Here is a 13,717-nt window from a genome sequence, read left to right on the forward strand (position 1 = left end):
GCGGGGAGAAGATCTGGCCGTACGCGGGGAAACCCGTGGCCATAAATTGCGCGGTATTTGGCCGCACACGGGGAGCTTACGGAGACCGCCGTCATCCCCGGTCCCCCAGGGCCCCGACGGGCACTCGCGGGGAGCGCCGAGCGTTGCCCCGGTGAGGGGTGCCCCGGCTCCACCCACGCGGTCGGGCCCGGCGGATCCGCCCCGTAGTCTCGCGTATCCGTCCCGTATCACTCACTCGTATCCACCCCGTACGCCAAGCACCAGGAGGCACCCAGCGATGTCGGTCCCGCGACCCGTTGAAGCAGCTGACGAGCAGCGTGGCGAGGAGATCCTCGCCGTTTTCGACACGGCGTTCGGCGAGCTGCTGGCGGCGGATCCCGCAGCCTTCCGGGTGAAGTTCCGGAAGATGGCGGCGTCCGCCTTCGCGTTCTACCGGGGCACCGCGTGCCTGTTCTACCGCGATCTGGAGGAGTGGCGCTCCGGCTCCGGGGCGAGCGGCCCGTTCCTCGACGAGCGCACCGGCCGGGTCTGGATCCACGGAGATCTGCACGCGGAGAACTTCGGTACGTACATGGACTCCAACGGCCGGCTGATCTTCAACGTCAACGACTTCGACGAGGCGTACATCGGTCCCTTCACCTGGGACCTCCAGCGCTTCGCCGCCTCGCTGGCCCTCCTCGGCTACACCAAGGCCCTCGGCGACGCGCAGATCACCGAGCTGGTCGAGATCTACGCGGGCGCCTACCGCGAGCGGATCCACGCGCTGGCCACCGGCGCGAAGACCGACGAGGTGCCGCCCTTCACCCTGGACACCGCGCAGGGACCGCTGCTGGGCGCGCTGCGCTCGGCGCGCTCGCTGACCCGGTTCGGGCTGCTGGACTCGATGACCGAGATCCGGGAGTACGAGCGGCGCTTCACCCCCGGCGGCGGCTCCATCGAGCTGGACGCGGCCACCCGGTACAAGATCCTCGCCGCGTTCGACGGCTATCTGGAGACGCTCCCCGAGTCCAGCCTCAGCCGCCCCGACTCCTACCGGGTGAAGGACGTCGTCGGCCGGCGCGGGATCGGTATCGGCTCCGCCGGGCTGCCCTCGTACAACATCCTGCTGGAGGGCAACAGCGACGCCCTGGAGAACGACGTCGTGATCTACATGAAGCAGGCGCAGGTCCCCGCGGTCTCCCGGCACATCACCGACCGGGCCGTCCGGGAGTACTTCCAGCACGAGGGCCACCGCACGGTGATCTCGCAGCGGGCGCTCCAGGCGCACGCCGACCCGTGGCTGGGCTGGACCGAGCTGGACGGCGCCGGGCAGCTGGTGGCGGAGGTCTCGCCGTACGCGGTGGACCTGGACTGGTCGGATCTGGACGACCCGGAGGAGATCGCGGCGGTCGTCGCCGACCTCGGCAGGGCCACCGCCACGATGCACGCGGCGGCGGACGACGAGAGCGGGCACTCCCTGGTGCCGTTCTCCACGGAGCGCGCGATCGACGCGGCCATCGCGGCCGACGAGGACGGCTTCGCCGAGCTGCTGGTGGACTTCGCGCACACGTACGGGGCGCGGGCCAGGGCGGACCACCAGATCTTCGTGGACCTCTTCCGCAACGGCCGACTGGGCTGACCCGTCCCCCGGGAGGTCCTGAGAGGGTCCCCGGAAGATCCCCCCGCGAGCCGCTCCGTACGGCTCTCAGAGGATTTTTAGGGACCGTTTACAGGGGGTCATGGCACACTCGGCGGCAATGGACATATCCGGGACGCGCCTGAGAGCCGCGCGGGCAGCCCTGTTCACGGCACTGGTCGTGACGCTGTCCGCGGGCTCGCACGTCGTGCTCTCCCGGGTCCCGCTCCCGCTCTCCGTCGTCGCCGCGCTCGCCGTGGCGGTGTTCCTGCTCGCCTACGCGGCGGCGGGCCGGGAGCGGAGCTTCTGGCGGATCGCCGCGCTGCTGGTCCCGCTGGAGCTGGCGGCGGACACCGTCCTCACCAGCGGCCAGCAGGTCTGTTACGGCCCGGCGGGCGGCCCCGTCACGGGGTCGCTGCGCGCGGTCGGACTCGGCGTCCTGTGCGGCGGCCCGGTCGGCGCTCCGCTGCCCGGGGTGGTCCCGGCCGATTCCGCCGCCGCCACCCTGCTGCGCTCCACCGACCCGGCCCTGCCGTGGATGCTGCTCGCCGCCCATGTCTCGGTCGGGCTGCTCGCGGCGCTCTGGCTGCGGCACGGCGAGGCGGCGCTGGCCCGGCTGGTACGGGCCGCCGCCACCCGCGCGTTCCGGCCGCTGCTGGTCGCGGTCGCGGCGGTGGGCACGGTCCGCGCGGCCGTCCGGCGCGGGGCCCGTCCGACGAGCGGGCCGCGCCGCTCCCCCACCCGCTTCCTGGTGCACTCCGTAGGACGGCGGGGGCCGCCGCGCCCCGCGCTCGGCGCTGTCTGAGCCTCCCGCCGCCCCACCCCCCGTACAGCCACGTCATCACACGGAGTGAACCCCCATGAGCGCACGGAACAACCAGTCCAACAAGGCCGCCGCCCGCGAGCGCCTCCGCGTGGAGCGCGAGCGGCAGGCGAAGAAGGACCGGGTCCGCCGCCAGGTCGTCGTCGGCGTCTCCGCCCTCGCGGTCCTCGCGATAGCCGGCGGCGTCGGCTACGCCGTCGTCCAGGGCAACAAGCCCTCGCACTGGGAGGCGATGAAGGACACGAAGACCGTCGTCGCCCCCAAGAACACCACCGGCACCGACGGCACCACCGTCATCATCGGCAAGGCGAGCGCCAAGAAGACGCTCGAACTGTACGAGGACTCCCGCTGCCCGATCTGCGCCCACTTCGAGCAGGCGGTCGGCGAGACCGTCCACAACGACGTCGACGCCGGCAAGTTCAAGATCAAGTACATCGGCGCGACCTTCATCGACAACTCCGACAACGGCGAGGGCTCCAAGAACGCCCTGTCGGCGCTGGGCGCCGCCCTCGATGTGAGCCCCGAGGCGTTCCTCGACTACAAGACCGCGCTCTACTCGGCGAAGTACCACCCCGAGGAGACCGAGGACAAGTTCGCCAAGGACAGCTACCTCATCGAGGTCGCCAACTCGGTGAAGGAGCTGAAGGACAACGCGGCGTTCCAGAAGAACGTCAAGGACGGTACGTACGACGCCTGGGCGATGAAGATGTCCGCCGCCTTCGACAAGAGCGGCGTCCAGGGCACCCCGACGCTGAAGATGGACGGCAAGAAGGTCACCACCGAGGGCAGCGACAACCCGCCGATGACCGTCGAGCAGTTCAACACGGCGATCACCGCGGCCCTCAAGGGCTGATCCCCCCGGGGCGCCGGACCCACCCCGGTCCGGCGCCCCTGCCACGCCCCGAGGCGTGGCGATCGCCCTACAGCGTGTCGATGAAGGCGAGCCCCGTCCGCCAGGTCTCCTCGGCCGCCGCCTCGTCGTAGTCCGGCAGTTCCGGGTCGGTGTAGAGGTGCCCGGCGCCCGGATAGCGGTAGATCTCCACATCGGCGCCGGCCGCGCGCATCTGCAAGTACCAGGACGACAGCCAGTCGTGCGTCTCGAACGGGTCGGGGTCCGCCACGTGCAGCTGTACGGGCAGCTCGTCCACGGACGCGTTCGCCGCGATGTCCGACGTACCGTGCAGAAGCAGCAGCCCGCGCGCCTTCGCGTCGCCCAGCGCCAGGTTCTGCGCGATGGACCCGCCGAGCGAGAGCCCCACGTACACCAGCCCGCGCTCCGAGTAGGGCGCCGCGGCCAGCACCGCCCGGCGCAGCAGCTCGTCCTTGCCGATCTCGTCCTTCAGCGCCCTGCCCTCCTCCACACTGGAGACGGTCCGTCCGTCGAAGAGATCGGGTACGTGTACGACGTGTCCGGCCGTTCGCAGCCGGCTCGCCGCCTCCCGGACCGCCGGGCGCAGACCGTAGACCGAGTGGAAGAGGATGATGTCCATCCGGCCATCCTGCCAGCCGGTACGGTCCCCACCTGCACCGGAACCCACCACAGCATCGAGGAGCCATGGAGAACGTACTGCGCCCGCTGATCGTGCTCGGGGGTTCGGTCCTGTTCACGCTGGCGCTCGGCCGGGTCGTGGACCTGCTGCTGCGTCGCGCGGACGCCCGCCGCCCCGACACCCCGGTGTGGGGGCTGCTGCGCCGCTGCGGACCGCCGCTGCAAGTGGTCCTGCTCACGGCGCTGCTGCGCGGCTCGTACCGGCAGATCCGCTGGACGGTCGTCGAGGAGTACCACACCGGGATCGGCCGGGCGCTGTCGCTGGTGCTGATCGCGTCGGGCGCCTGGCTGGTCGTGCGGATCGTGTCGGCGACGGTGGAGTCGTCGTACGCCCGCTACGCGTCGCTGACCCGTGACGCGGCCCGGCTCCGCCGGGTCCGTACCCAGGTCACGATGATGATGCGGATCGTGACCGCGGTCGTCGTGGTGGTCGCGGTGGCGGCGGGCCTGCTGACCTTCCCGGACATGCGGGCGGTCGGCACCTCGATGCTGGCGTCGGCGGGCATCATCGGCATCGTCGCGGGCGTCGCCGCGCAGTCCACCCTCGGCAATCTCTTCGCCGGGTTCCAGATCGCGTTCGGCGACATGGTGCGGATCGGCGACACCGTGGTGGTGGACGGCGAGTGGGGCGTGGTCGAGGAGATCACGCTCACCTTCCTCGCCGTACGCACCTGGGACGAGCGGCGCATCACGATGCCCGTGTCGTACTTCACCAGCAAGCCCTTCGAGAACTGGTCGCGCGGCGGGGTCCAGATGACCGGCACGGTCTTCCTCCAGCTCGACCACTCGGCGCCGATGGCCCCGATGCGCGAGCGGCTGCACGAGATCCTGCTGGCCTGCCCGGCCTGGGACAACCGCGGCTGGAGCCTGGCGGTCACGGACACGACCCCCACCACGATCGAGGTGCGCGCGGTGGTCACGGCCAAGGACGCCGACGACATCTGGACGGTCCGCTGCGCGGTACGCGAACAGCTGATCGCCTGGCTGGTGGAGCACCACCCGTACGCGCTCCCGAGGATCGCGGCCGAGCCCGGCACCGTACGCCCCCCGCAGCCCCGCAGCCCCGCCGAGGCCGACCGTCCCTGACCGCGGCTCAGTGCATGCTGCGCAGATCCAGCCGGCGCAGGACTCGGTCGACGACCTCGGGGTCCGCGCCCGGCTCGTTGCGGGCGGAGAGGACCTCGTGGCGGGCGGCCGACATCATCTCGCGCTGGATCCGCTGCATGGTCCTGACCCGGTCCACACGCTTGGCGACCCATTCGCGCCGCTCGTCGTCGGCCAGGTCCGGGCTGATCCGCAGCCCGATGTCGACCGCGACGCGCAGCAGCCGCTCGATGACCTCCTCGGGCAGCTCCTCGACGCCCTCGATCTCCTTGAACCGCTTCCTGGCCGCCTTGGCCGCCCGGAGCGCGAGCGTGTGCTCCAGCTCGTGTTCGGCGTCGGTGTCCGCCCGTACGCCGAGCTTCCGCACCAGCCAGGGCAGGGTCAGCCCCTGGACGACCAGGGTGGCCATGATGACCGCGAAGGCGATGAAGATGATCTCCTCGCGGCCCGGGAACGGCTCCCCGCCGTCGGTCTTCAGCGGGATCGCCAGTGCCAGCGCGACCGACGCCACCCCGCGCATCCCGGCCCACCACATGACGACGGTCTCGCGCCAGCTGGTGGGGATCTCCTCGTCGTAGTCGCGCAGCTTGTGCATCCGCTTGGCGAGCCAGGTGGCGGGCAGCAGCCACAGCAGCCGTACGAACACGACGGCCCCGACCACCGCCGCGCCCCAGCCCAGCATCTCGGGCACCCGGCCCTCGGCCGCGCCGAAGGCGTTGTGCAGCTCCAGCCCGATCAGCCCGAAGGCGACGCCGGTCACCAGCGTGTCGACGACCTGCCAGAAGGAGTTCCCGGCCAGCCGCCCCATGACGTCGTCGGCGTCGGCGGTGTGGGTGGCGAGGAAGAGCGCGGTGGTCAGCACGGCGAGCACGCCCGAGCCGTGCAGCTCCTCCGCCAGTACGTAGCTGACGAACGGCACCAGGAGCGACAGGCCGATCTGGAGCGTGGCGTCGCCGAGCAGCGACATCAGCTTGTTGGTGAGCCAGCCGAGCGCGAGCCCCACCACCAGGGCCACCACCGCGGACAGGACGAGCGAGCCGACCGCGCTCGGCCAGGAGAACGTCCCGCTGACGGCCGCCGCGATGGCCACGTGGTAGAGCACGATCGCGGTCACGTCGTTGAAGAGCCCCTCGCCCTCCAGGATCGAGACCAGCCGCCGGGGCAGTCCGAGGGAGCCCGCGACGGCGGTCGCGGCCACCGGGTCGGGCGGCGCGACCAGCGCGCCCAGCGCGATGGCCGCGGCGATCGGCAGTCCGGGCACGATCGCGTTGGCCACCGCCGCCACGGCCGCCGTGGTCACGAAGACCAGCGCGACCGCCAGCAGCAGGATGGGCCGCAGATTGGCGGTGAACTGCCGCCAGGAGGTCCGCTGCACCGCCGCGTACAGCAGGGGCGGCAGCAGCAGCGGCAGGATGAACTCCGGCTCCACCTGCACGTTCGGTACGAACGGCAGCAGGGCCAGTACGGCGCCCACGATCGTCATCAGCACCGGCGAGGGCAGCCCCAGCCGGTCCCCGAGCGGTACGGTCAGCACCGCCCCGAGCAACAGCACGATCAGCAGCGCCATCTGGTCCACGGCGAGCCCCTCCGGTGATCGGTGATCAGGGGCCTCAGCGTGTCATGCGGGGTGATCTTCCGGCCAAGGGGGCCGATAGCCGACCTCCGGCGCGGCGACGGCGAGCTCCGCCCGCATCGCCCGGTGCGGGATCCCCGCGTCCGGGAACTCGGGACCGTACGCCGTGTACCCGAGCCGTTCGTAGAAGCCCAGCGCGTGGGTCTGCGCGTGCAGATCGACCGCCGTCAGCCCGCGCTCCCAGGCCGCCTCCTCGATCGTACGCACCAGCGCGGCGCCCACCCCGAGCCCTCTGGCCGCCTTCACGACCGCCAGCCGCCCCAGCGCGCCCACCCCCGGATCGCCGCCGGTCCGGTCCGCCGCGCCGGGCCCGTACAGCAGCCGTCCGGTGCCCAGCGGCGTCCCGTCGTCCTGGACGGCCAGCACCTGGAGGGCCTGCGCGTCGCGGCCGTCGTACTCCAGATCGGGGGAGACGCCCTGCTCGACGACGAAGACCTGTCGGCGGACCGCGAAGCACGCCTCGATGTCCTCGGGACCGGCCGCGACCCGCACCAGGTAGTCGAACTCGTCGGAGCCGTCGGCGGCCGGGCTCACGCGTTGCTCTCCGCCCTGACCTTGTCCAGCGCGCCCTGGAGGTCGTCGGGGTAGGTGCTGGCGAACTCCACCCACTGCCCGTCGGAGGGGTGCTCGAAGCCGAGCCGCACCGCGTGCAGCCACTGCCGGGTCAGCCCGAGCCGCTTGGACAGCGTCGGGTCGGCGCCGTAGGTGAGATCGCCCACGCAGGGATGCCGGTGCGCGGACATGTGCACACGGATCTGGTGCGTACGGCCCGTCTCCAGCTTGATGTCCAGCAGCGACGCCGAGCGGAACGCCTCGATCAGGTCGTAGTGCGTGACCGACGCCTTGCCCTCGGCGGTGACCGCCCACTTGTAGTCGTGGTTGGGGTGGCGGCCGATGGGCGCGTCGATCGTGCCGCTCATCGGGTCCGGGTGGCCCTGCACCAGCGCGTGGTAGCGCTTGTCGACGACGCGCTCCTTGAACTGCGCCTTGAGCAGGGTGTACGCCCGCTCCGACTTGGCCACGACCATCAGCCCCGAGGTGCCGACGTCCAGGCGGTGCACGATGCCCTGCCGCTCGGCCGCCCCGGAGGTCGAGATGCGGTACCCGGCGGCGGCGAGCCCGCCGATCACGGTCGTACCGGTCCAGCCGGGGCTGGGGTGCGCGGCCACGCCGACCGGCTTGACGATCACGACGATGTCGTCGTCATCGTGCACGATCTCCATGCCCTCGACGGGCTCCGCCACGATCTGTACGGGCGCGGCGGCCGGCGGCATCTCCACTTCGAGCCAGGCCCCGCCGCTCACCCGCTCGGACTTCCCGACGACGGAGCCGTCGACCAGGACCTTCCCGGAGGCGGCGAGGTCCGCCGCCTTCGTACGGGAGAACCCGAACATACGGGCGATGGCGGCGTCGACGCGCTCGCCCTCCAGGCCGTCGGGCACGGGCAGCGTTCTGATCTCGGGAAGACTCACCTGTCGAGTATGCCTTGCCCGGCAGGTCCGCCGGTCCGCGGTCCCGGGGCGACGGGGTTCCCGGCCCGCCCGCCGGTCCCGGCCCCCGCCGGTCTCAGTCCTTGTGGACGGTCCCGTCGGGGTCCAGACCCCGGAAGGACAGCAGCACGATCAGAATCCCGCCGCAGACGATCGCGGAGTCCGCGAGGTTGAAGACCGCGAAGTGCGCGGGCGCGATGAAGTCCACCACGGCGCCCCGGAAGACCCCCGGCGAGCGGAAGATCCGGTCGGTGAGATTGCCGAGCGCGCCGCCGAGCAGCAGCCCCAGCGCGATGGCCCAGGGCAGGCTGTAGAGCTTGCGCGCCAGCCGGGCGATCACCACGATCACGGCCGCCGCGATACAGGTGAAGATGACCGTGAACGCCTCGCCGATACCGAACGCGGCGCCCGCGTTCCTGATCGCCTCGAACCGCAGCAGATCACCGATCACCTGGATCGGCTCGTGGTGCTCCAGCTTGGCCACCACGAGCATCTTGGTACCGAGGTCCAGCAGATACGCCACGAGGGCGACGGAGAAGAGCGCGACGATCCTGCGCTTTCCCCTGGGCCGCTCGGCCTCGGCCTCGCTGCCGTCGTCCACATCCGGCGTACCGATGACGCTCTCCGCCTCTGCCACGTGAGTCCCTCAACCTAGGTGCCGACTGAGGACGAGCGTACGTCACACCCCCGTGGGATCAGCCTCGGCGTTCCTGCTTCTGCTTGTCCTCCACGCAGAGGGTGGCCCGCGGAAACGCCTGCATCCTGGCCTTTCCGATCGCCTTGCCGCAGATCTCGCAAAGGCCGTAGGTGCCCGCGTCGAGCCGCAGGAGCGCCCGCTCGGTCTGCTCCAGCATCTCCCGGGCGTTGGCGGCGAGCGACATCTCGTGCTCCCGCGTGATGTTCTTCGTACCGGTGTCCGCGTCGTCGTCCCCCGCTCCGTCCCCGGAGTCCCGCATCAACCCGGCCAGCGCCGCCTCGGACGCGGTGATCTCGGCGCTCAGCCTGGCGATCTCGCCCGCCAGCTCGGACCGGGCCTCCGCGACCTCCTCCGGCGTCCACGGCTCCTCCCCCGGCCGTACCGCCAGCTCCTCGGGCGGGGTCGGCGCCGTGGAGACCGCTGTCGCGGCGCCACCTCCGCCGGCCGCCGTGTTCCGGCCCCTTACCGTCTTCTTCGCTCCCACCGTTTCGGCTCCTGTCTGTGTGGCCGCGGTCTTCCCGGCGGTTCTCCTGCCCGCCGCGGTCTTCCCGGCGGTGCTCTTTCCGGCGGCGCTCTTCCCGGCGGTGGCCTTCCTCGCCGCCGCTCGCTTCACGGGTGCCTCGGCGGCCTTCTCCGCGCCGGCCTGCTCCGCGGCGCGCTTCGCCGCGGTCTTCTTCGCGGCGCTCTTCTTCGCCACCATGGCCGCGGCCCCTTCACATATCGTGATCTTGCACGCGAATCGTGCTGGGACGATAAATCGACCCCAGCCCCGCGGCAACGGGGCACGCCGCCGGTCCGGCCCTCCCCGTAGCGTCACAAGACGGGCCTCCCATCCGTTGTGCCCAGCTCCCCGCCCGGTAATCCGCCGCCGGACGACCACCGGAAGCACCGCCCGACGCCCGCGCGGGCCGTTCGCGCCGGTCTAACCATTCGGGTCATACGCTCGGCCGTACGGCGCTCCCCGTCCGAAATCCGGTCGGCCCCGCCCCGTACCGCGCCGTACACTGGCCGCAGCGAAAGGCGTGGATGGGGACGAGTAGCGTCGTACGCGGCCATGAGCGACCCGGGGACGGTGAGAGCCCGGGGGCGACAGCGCGACGCGAAGCATCACCCCTGAGCCGCCGGAAGAAAGCCCCGGACCCCGCGCACGCGGCCCGGAGCGAGTAGAACCGGCAGCGCTGCCCCAATGAGGGGGTCGCGGACGGCACCGTCCGGGGCCAAGGAGGGTGGTACCGCGGGAGCACTGCTCTCGTCCCTCCGACGGAGATGCCACAGTTCCGCCGGAGGAAGCGCCCCATGACATCAGTGAACCCGCCGCAGTACCGCCAGGTACCCGCCCAGGTCGACCTGCCCGCGCTGGAGCACGCCGTGCTCGATTTCTGGCGGGACAACAAGGTCTTCGACAAGAGCCTCGAACAGTCCGAGGGCCGCCCCGAGTGGGTCTTCTACGAGGGCCCGCCCACCGCCAACGGCATGCCGGGCGCGCACCACATCGAGGCACGCGTCTTCAAGGACGTCTTCCCCCGCTTCCGCACCATGCGCGGCTACCACGTCGCCCGCAAGGCCGGCTGGGACTGCCACGGCCTGCCCGTGGAGCTGGCCGTGGAGAAGGAGCTGGGCTTCACCGGCAAGAAGGACATCGAGGCGTACGGCATCGCCGAGTTCAACGCCAAGTGCCGCGAGTCCGTCACCCGCCACACCGACGCCTTCACCGAGCTGACCAACCGCATGGGGTACTGGGTCGACCTGGACGACGCCTACCGCACCATGGACCCGGAGTACGTCGACTCCGTCTGGTGGTCGCTGAAGGAGATCTTCGACAAGGGCCTGCTCGTCCAGGACCACCGCGTCGCCCCCTGGTGCCCGCGCGACGAGACCGGCCTGTCCGACCACGAGCTGGCGCAGGGGTACGAGACGATCGTCGACCCCTCGGTCTTCGTCCGCTTCCCGCTGACCTCCGGCCCCCTCGCGGGCGAGGCCGCGCTGCTGGTCTGGACGACCACCCCCTGGACCCTGGTCTCGAACACCGCCGTGGCCGCCCACCCCGAGGTGCGGTACGTGGTCGCGACGGACGGCGACGAGCGGCTCGTAGTGGCCGAACCCCTGGTGGAGAAGGCCCTCGGCGAAGGCTGGGCGCTCACCGGCGCGTCCTTCACCGGCGCCGAGATGGAGCGCTGGACGTACGACCGCCCCTTCGCCCTGATCGACTTCCCGAGCGAGGCGCACTACGTCGTCAACGCCGAGTACGTCACGACGGAGGACGGTACGGGCCTGGTCCACCAGTCCCCCGCCTTCGGCGAGGACGACCTCCGCGTCTGCCGCTCGTACGGCCTCCCGGTCGTGAACCCGATCCGCCCCAACGGCACCTTCGAGGAGGACGTCCCGCTGGTCGGCGGCGTCTTCTTCAAGAAGGCCGACGAGGCGCTCACCGAGGACCTGAGGACGCGCGGCCGGCTCTTCCGTCATGTGCCGTACGAGCACAGCTACCCGCACTGCTGGCGCTGCCACACCGCGCTCCTCTACTACGCGCAGCCGTCCTGGTACATCCGTACGACCGCCATCAAGGACCGGCTGCTGGAGGAGAACGAGAAGACCAACTGGTTCCCGGACTCCGTCAAGCACGGCCGCTACGGCGACTGGCTGAACAACAACGTCGACTGGGCGCTCTCCCGCAACCGCTACTGGGGCACCCCGCTGCCCATCTGGCGCTGCGAGGACAACCACCTCACCTGCGTGGGCTCGCGCGCCGAGCTGACCGGACTGACCGGCACGGACCAGAGCGGCCTGGACCCGCACCGCCCGTACATCGACGCGGTGACCTTCGCCTGCACCACCGAGGGCTGCGACCTGGAGGCGACCCGCGTCCCCGAGGTCATCGACGCCTGGTACGACTCGGGTTCGATGCCGTTCGCGCAGTGGGGCTACCCGTACAAGAACAAGGAGCTCTTCGAGAAGCGCTACCCGGCGCAGTTCATCTCGGAGGCCATCGACCAGACCCGCGGCTGGTTCTACACGCTGATGGCGGTCGGCACGCTGGTCTTCGACAAGTCGTCGTACGAGAACGTCGTCTGCCTGGGCCACATCCTCGCCGAGGACGGCCGGAAGATGTCCAAGAACCTGGGCAACATCCTCAAGCCCATCCCGCTGATGGACCAGCACGGCGCCGACGCGGTCCGCTGGTTCATGGCCGCGGGCGGCTCCCCCTGGGCCGCGCGCCGCGTCGGCCACGGCACGATCCAGGAAGTCGTGCGCAAGACCCTGCTCACCTACTGGAACACGGTCGCCTTCCAGGCGCTGTACGCCCGTACGTCGGACTGGGCCCCCAGCGAGGCCGACCCGGCCCCCGCCGACCGGCCGATCCTGGACCGCTGGCTGCTGAGCGAGTTGCACGCGCTGGTCGACCAGACCACCCAGGCCATGGAGACGTACGACACCCAGCGCACCGGCAAGCTGCTCTCCGCCTTCGTCGACGACCTCTCCAACTGGTACGTACGCCGCTCGCGCCGCCGCTTCTGGCAGGGCGACAAGGCCGCGCTGCGCACCCTGCACGACGTGGTCGAGACCGTCACCCGGCTGATGGCCCCGCTGACCCCCTTCATCACGGAGCGGGTCTGGCAGGACATGGTCGTACCGGTCACCGAGGACGCCCCCGAGTCGGTGCACCTCGCCGACTGGCCCGAGGCCGACCTCTCCGTCATCGACCCGGTCCTCTCCCAGCAGATGGCGCTGGTACGACGGCTGGTGGAGCTGGGCCGCGCGACCCGTGCCGAGTCCGGCGTGAAGACCCGTCAGCCGCTCTCCCGCGCGCTGATCGCCGCGACGGGCTTCGAGGCCCTCTCCCCCGAACTGCGCGCCCAGATCACCGAGGAGCTGAACGTCTCCTCCCTGGCGACGCTCTCCGAGGTGGGCGGCTCCCTCGTCGACACCACCGCCAAGGCGAACTTCCGCGCCCTGGGCAAGCGCTTCGGCAAGGGCGTCCAGGCGGTCGCCAAGGCCGTCGCCGAAGCGGACGCGGCCGCCCTCTCCGCCGCCCTGCGCGACGGCACGGCGTCCGTCACCGTCGACGGGGACACCGTCTCCCTCGCCCCGGACGAGGTGATCATCACCGAAACCCCCCGTGAGGGCTGGTCGGTGGCCTCCGACTCGGGCGCGACGGTCGCCCTGGACCTGGAGATCACCCCCGAACTCCGCCTGGCGGGCCTGGCCCGTGACGCGATCCGCCTCATCCAGGAGGCCCGCAAGAACAGCGGCCTGGACGTGGCGGACCGGATCGCCGTCCGCTGGACCTCCACCTCCGACGCCACCGCCGAGGCCCTGACCGCCCACACCCCGCTCATCTCCGACGAGGTCCTGGCCACAGACTTCACCCAGGCCGCCCCGGACGCCACATACGGCCCGGCCTTCACGGACGAACCCCTGTCCCTGACCTTCCACCTCCGCAAAACCCTCTGACAGACCCCCCACCCCCCCACCCCCATGCGGGCCGGCCACTCCCGGCCCGCATTTTCATCCCCTCCAACCCTCCAACACTCCTACCACCCAGCACATGAGCACACCCACCCCCAGCCCGCATTGCATCCCGCCCCCACCTCACCCAACGCCCAAGCACACCCCCCACCCCAACCCCACTCCCCCAAGCCCGCGCCCCAGCCCGTCCGGCGTTTGAGGACCGGGGCCCGGGGCGGAGCCCCGGTTCGGGAAGGGGCGGGTAGGGGAACGCCCCGCGCAGCGGCACCCCCACCACACCCCGCACGACCCCACCGCACCCCACACGCCCCGCACCCCGCACCCCGCACCCCGCACCCC

General features: G+C 71.3%; 11 protein-coding genes. 5 read left to right on the plus strand and 6 right to left on the minus strand.

Going from position 1 to position 13,717, the window contains the following annotated elements:
- Nucleotides 1-277 precede the first annotated feature (277 nt).
- The 3 genes from ACIP8W_RS30060 to ACIP8W_RS30070 all read left to right on the plus strand — a co-directional run bounded on the left by ACIP8W_RS30060 (nucleotide 278) and on the right by ACIP8W_RS30070 (nucleotide 3,291).
- Nucleotides 278-1,618, plus strand: a complete 1,341-nt coding sequence (locus ACIP8W_RS30060) for a DUF2252 domain-containing protein (RefSeq protein ID WP_401948640.1) — start codon at nucleotides 278-280, stop codon at nucleotides 1,616-1,618.
- A gap of 118 nt (nucleotides 1,619-1,736) precedes the next feature.
- Nucleotides 1,737-2,420: a hypothetical protein gene (locus tag ACIP8W_RS30065; RefSeq protein WP_401948637.1), complete on the plus strand. Its 684-nt coding sequence runs from the start codon at nucleotides 1,737-1,739 to the stop codon at nucleotides 2,418-2,420.
- A gap of 55 nt (nucleotides 2,421-2,475) precedes the next feature.
- Nucleotides 2,476-3,291: a DsbA family protein gene (locus ACIP8W_RS30070; RefSeq protein WP_401948635.1), complete on the plus strand. Its 816-nt coding sequence runs from the start codon at nucleotides 2,476-2,478 to the stop codon at nucleotides 3,289-3,291.
- Nucleotides 3,292-3,358: 67 nt separating this feature from the next.
- Here ACIP8W_RS30070 and ACIP8W_RS30075 read toward each other — a convergent pair whose 3' ends face one another.
- Entirely contained in the window at nucleotides 3,359-3,928 is a 570-nt protein-coding gene (locus ACIP8W_RS30075; protein WP_401948632.1) for a dienelactone hydrolase family protein, read from the minus strand.
- A gap of 65 nt (nucleotides 3,929-3,993) precedes the next feature.
- Here ACIP8W_RS30075 and ACIP8W_RS30080 point away from each other — a divergent pair, with 65 nt between their 5' ends.
- On the plus strand, nucleotides 3,994-5,073 hold the full coding sequence (locus ACIP8W_RS30080) for a mechanosensitive ion channel family protein (protein ID WP_401948629.1): 1,080 nt from the start codon (nucleotides 3,994-3,996) through the stop codon (nucleotides 5,071-5,073).
- A 7-nt stretch (nucleotides 5,074-5,080) separates the two neighbouring features.
- On the opposite strand, the gene ACIP8W_RS30085 is transcribed toward ACIP8W_RS30080, so the two are convergent.
- The 5 genes from ACIP8W_RS30085 to ACIP8W_RS30105 form a co-directional block, all read right to left on the minus strand.
- Entirely contained in the window at nucleotides 5,081-6,667 is a 1,587-nt protein-coding gene (locus ACIP8W_RS30085) for a Na+/H+ antiporter (protein WP_402205510.1), read from the minus strand.
- A 42-nt stretch (nucleotides 6,668-6,709) separates the two neighbouring features.
- Nucleotides 6,710-7,258: a GNAT family N-acetyltransferase gene (locus ACIP8W_RS30090; RefSeq protein ID WP_401948623.1), complete on the minus strand. Its 549-nt coding sequence runs from the start codon at nucleotides 7,256-7,258 to the stop codon at nucleotides 6,710-6,712.
- Nucleotides 7,255-8,196 (minus strand): RluA family pseudouridine synthase, encoded by a 942-nt coding sequence (locus tag ACIP8W_RS30095; RefSeq protein ID WP_401948620.1) that lies wholly within the window; start codon nucleotides 8,194-8,196, stop codon nucleotides 7,255-7,257. Before ACIP8W_RS30095 ends, ACIP8W_RS30090 begins: the two co-directional genes overlap by 4 nt.
- 94 nt (nucleotides 8,197-8,290) lie before the next feature.
- Nucleotides 8,291-8,851, minus strand: coding sequence for a signal peptidase II (lspA, locus tag ACIP8W_RS30100; protein ID WP_401948618.1), 561 nt, complete (start codon nucleotides 8,849-8,851; stop codon nucleotides 8,291-8,293).
- A 58-nt stretch (nucleotides 8,852-8,909) separates the two neighbouring features.
- Complete coding sequence (locus ACIP8W_RS30105; RefSeq protein ID WP_401948615.1) at nucleotides 8,910-9,611, minus strand: TraR/DksA family transcriptional regulator; 702 nt, start codon at nucleotides 9,609-9,611, stop codon at nucleotides 8,910-8,912.
- 605 nt (nucleotides 9,612-10,216) lie between these two features.
- Here ACIP8W_RS30105 and ileS point away from each other — a divergent pair.
- Nucleotides 10,217-13,363, plus strand: a complete 3,147-nt coding sequence (ileS, locus tag ACIP8W_RS30110) for an isoleucine--tRNA ligase (protein WP_402205530.1) — start codon at nucleotides 10,217-10,219, stop codon at nucleotides 13,361-13,363.
- The last annotated feature ends 354 nt before the right edge of the window (nucleotides 13,364-13,717 follow it).

Origin of the sequence: Streptomyces sp. NPDC088554, assembly GCF_044752945.1 — a bacterium.
In the GTDB taxonomy this organism is placed as follows: domain Bacteria; phylum Actinomycetota; class Actinomycetes; order Streptomycetales; family Streptomycetaceae; genus Streptomyces.

Excerpts from the sequence above, each read along its gene's own strand:
- ACIP8W_RS30060 (WP_401948640.1), top strand. The coding sequence starts at position 278 with ATGTCGGTCCCGCGACCCGTTGAAGCAGCTGACGAGCAGCGTGGCGAG.
- ACIP8W_RS30065 (WP_401948637.1), top strand. The coding sequence starts at position 1,737 with ATGGACATATCCGGGACGCGCCTGAGAGCCGCGCGGGCAGCCCTGTTC.
- ACIP8W_RS30070 (WP_401948635.1), top strand. The coding sequence starts at position 2,476 with ATGAGCGCACGGAACAACCAGTCCAACAAGGCCGCCGCCCGCGAGCGC.
- ACIP8W_RS30075 (WP_401948632.1), bottom strand. The coding sequence starts at position 3,928 with ATGGACATCATCCTCTTCCACTCGGTCTACGGTCTGCGCCCGGCGGTC.
- ACIP8W_RS30080 (WP_401948629.1), top strand. The coding sequence starts at position 3,994 with ATGGAGAACGTACTGCGCCCGCTGATCGTGCTCGGGGGTTCGGTCCTG.
- ACIP8W_RS30105 (WP_401948615.1), bottom strand. The coding sequence starts at position 9,611 with ATGGTGGCGAAGAAGAGCGCCGCGAAGAAGACCGCGGCGAAGCGCGCC.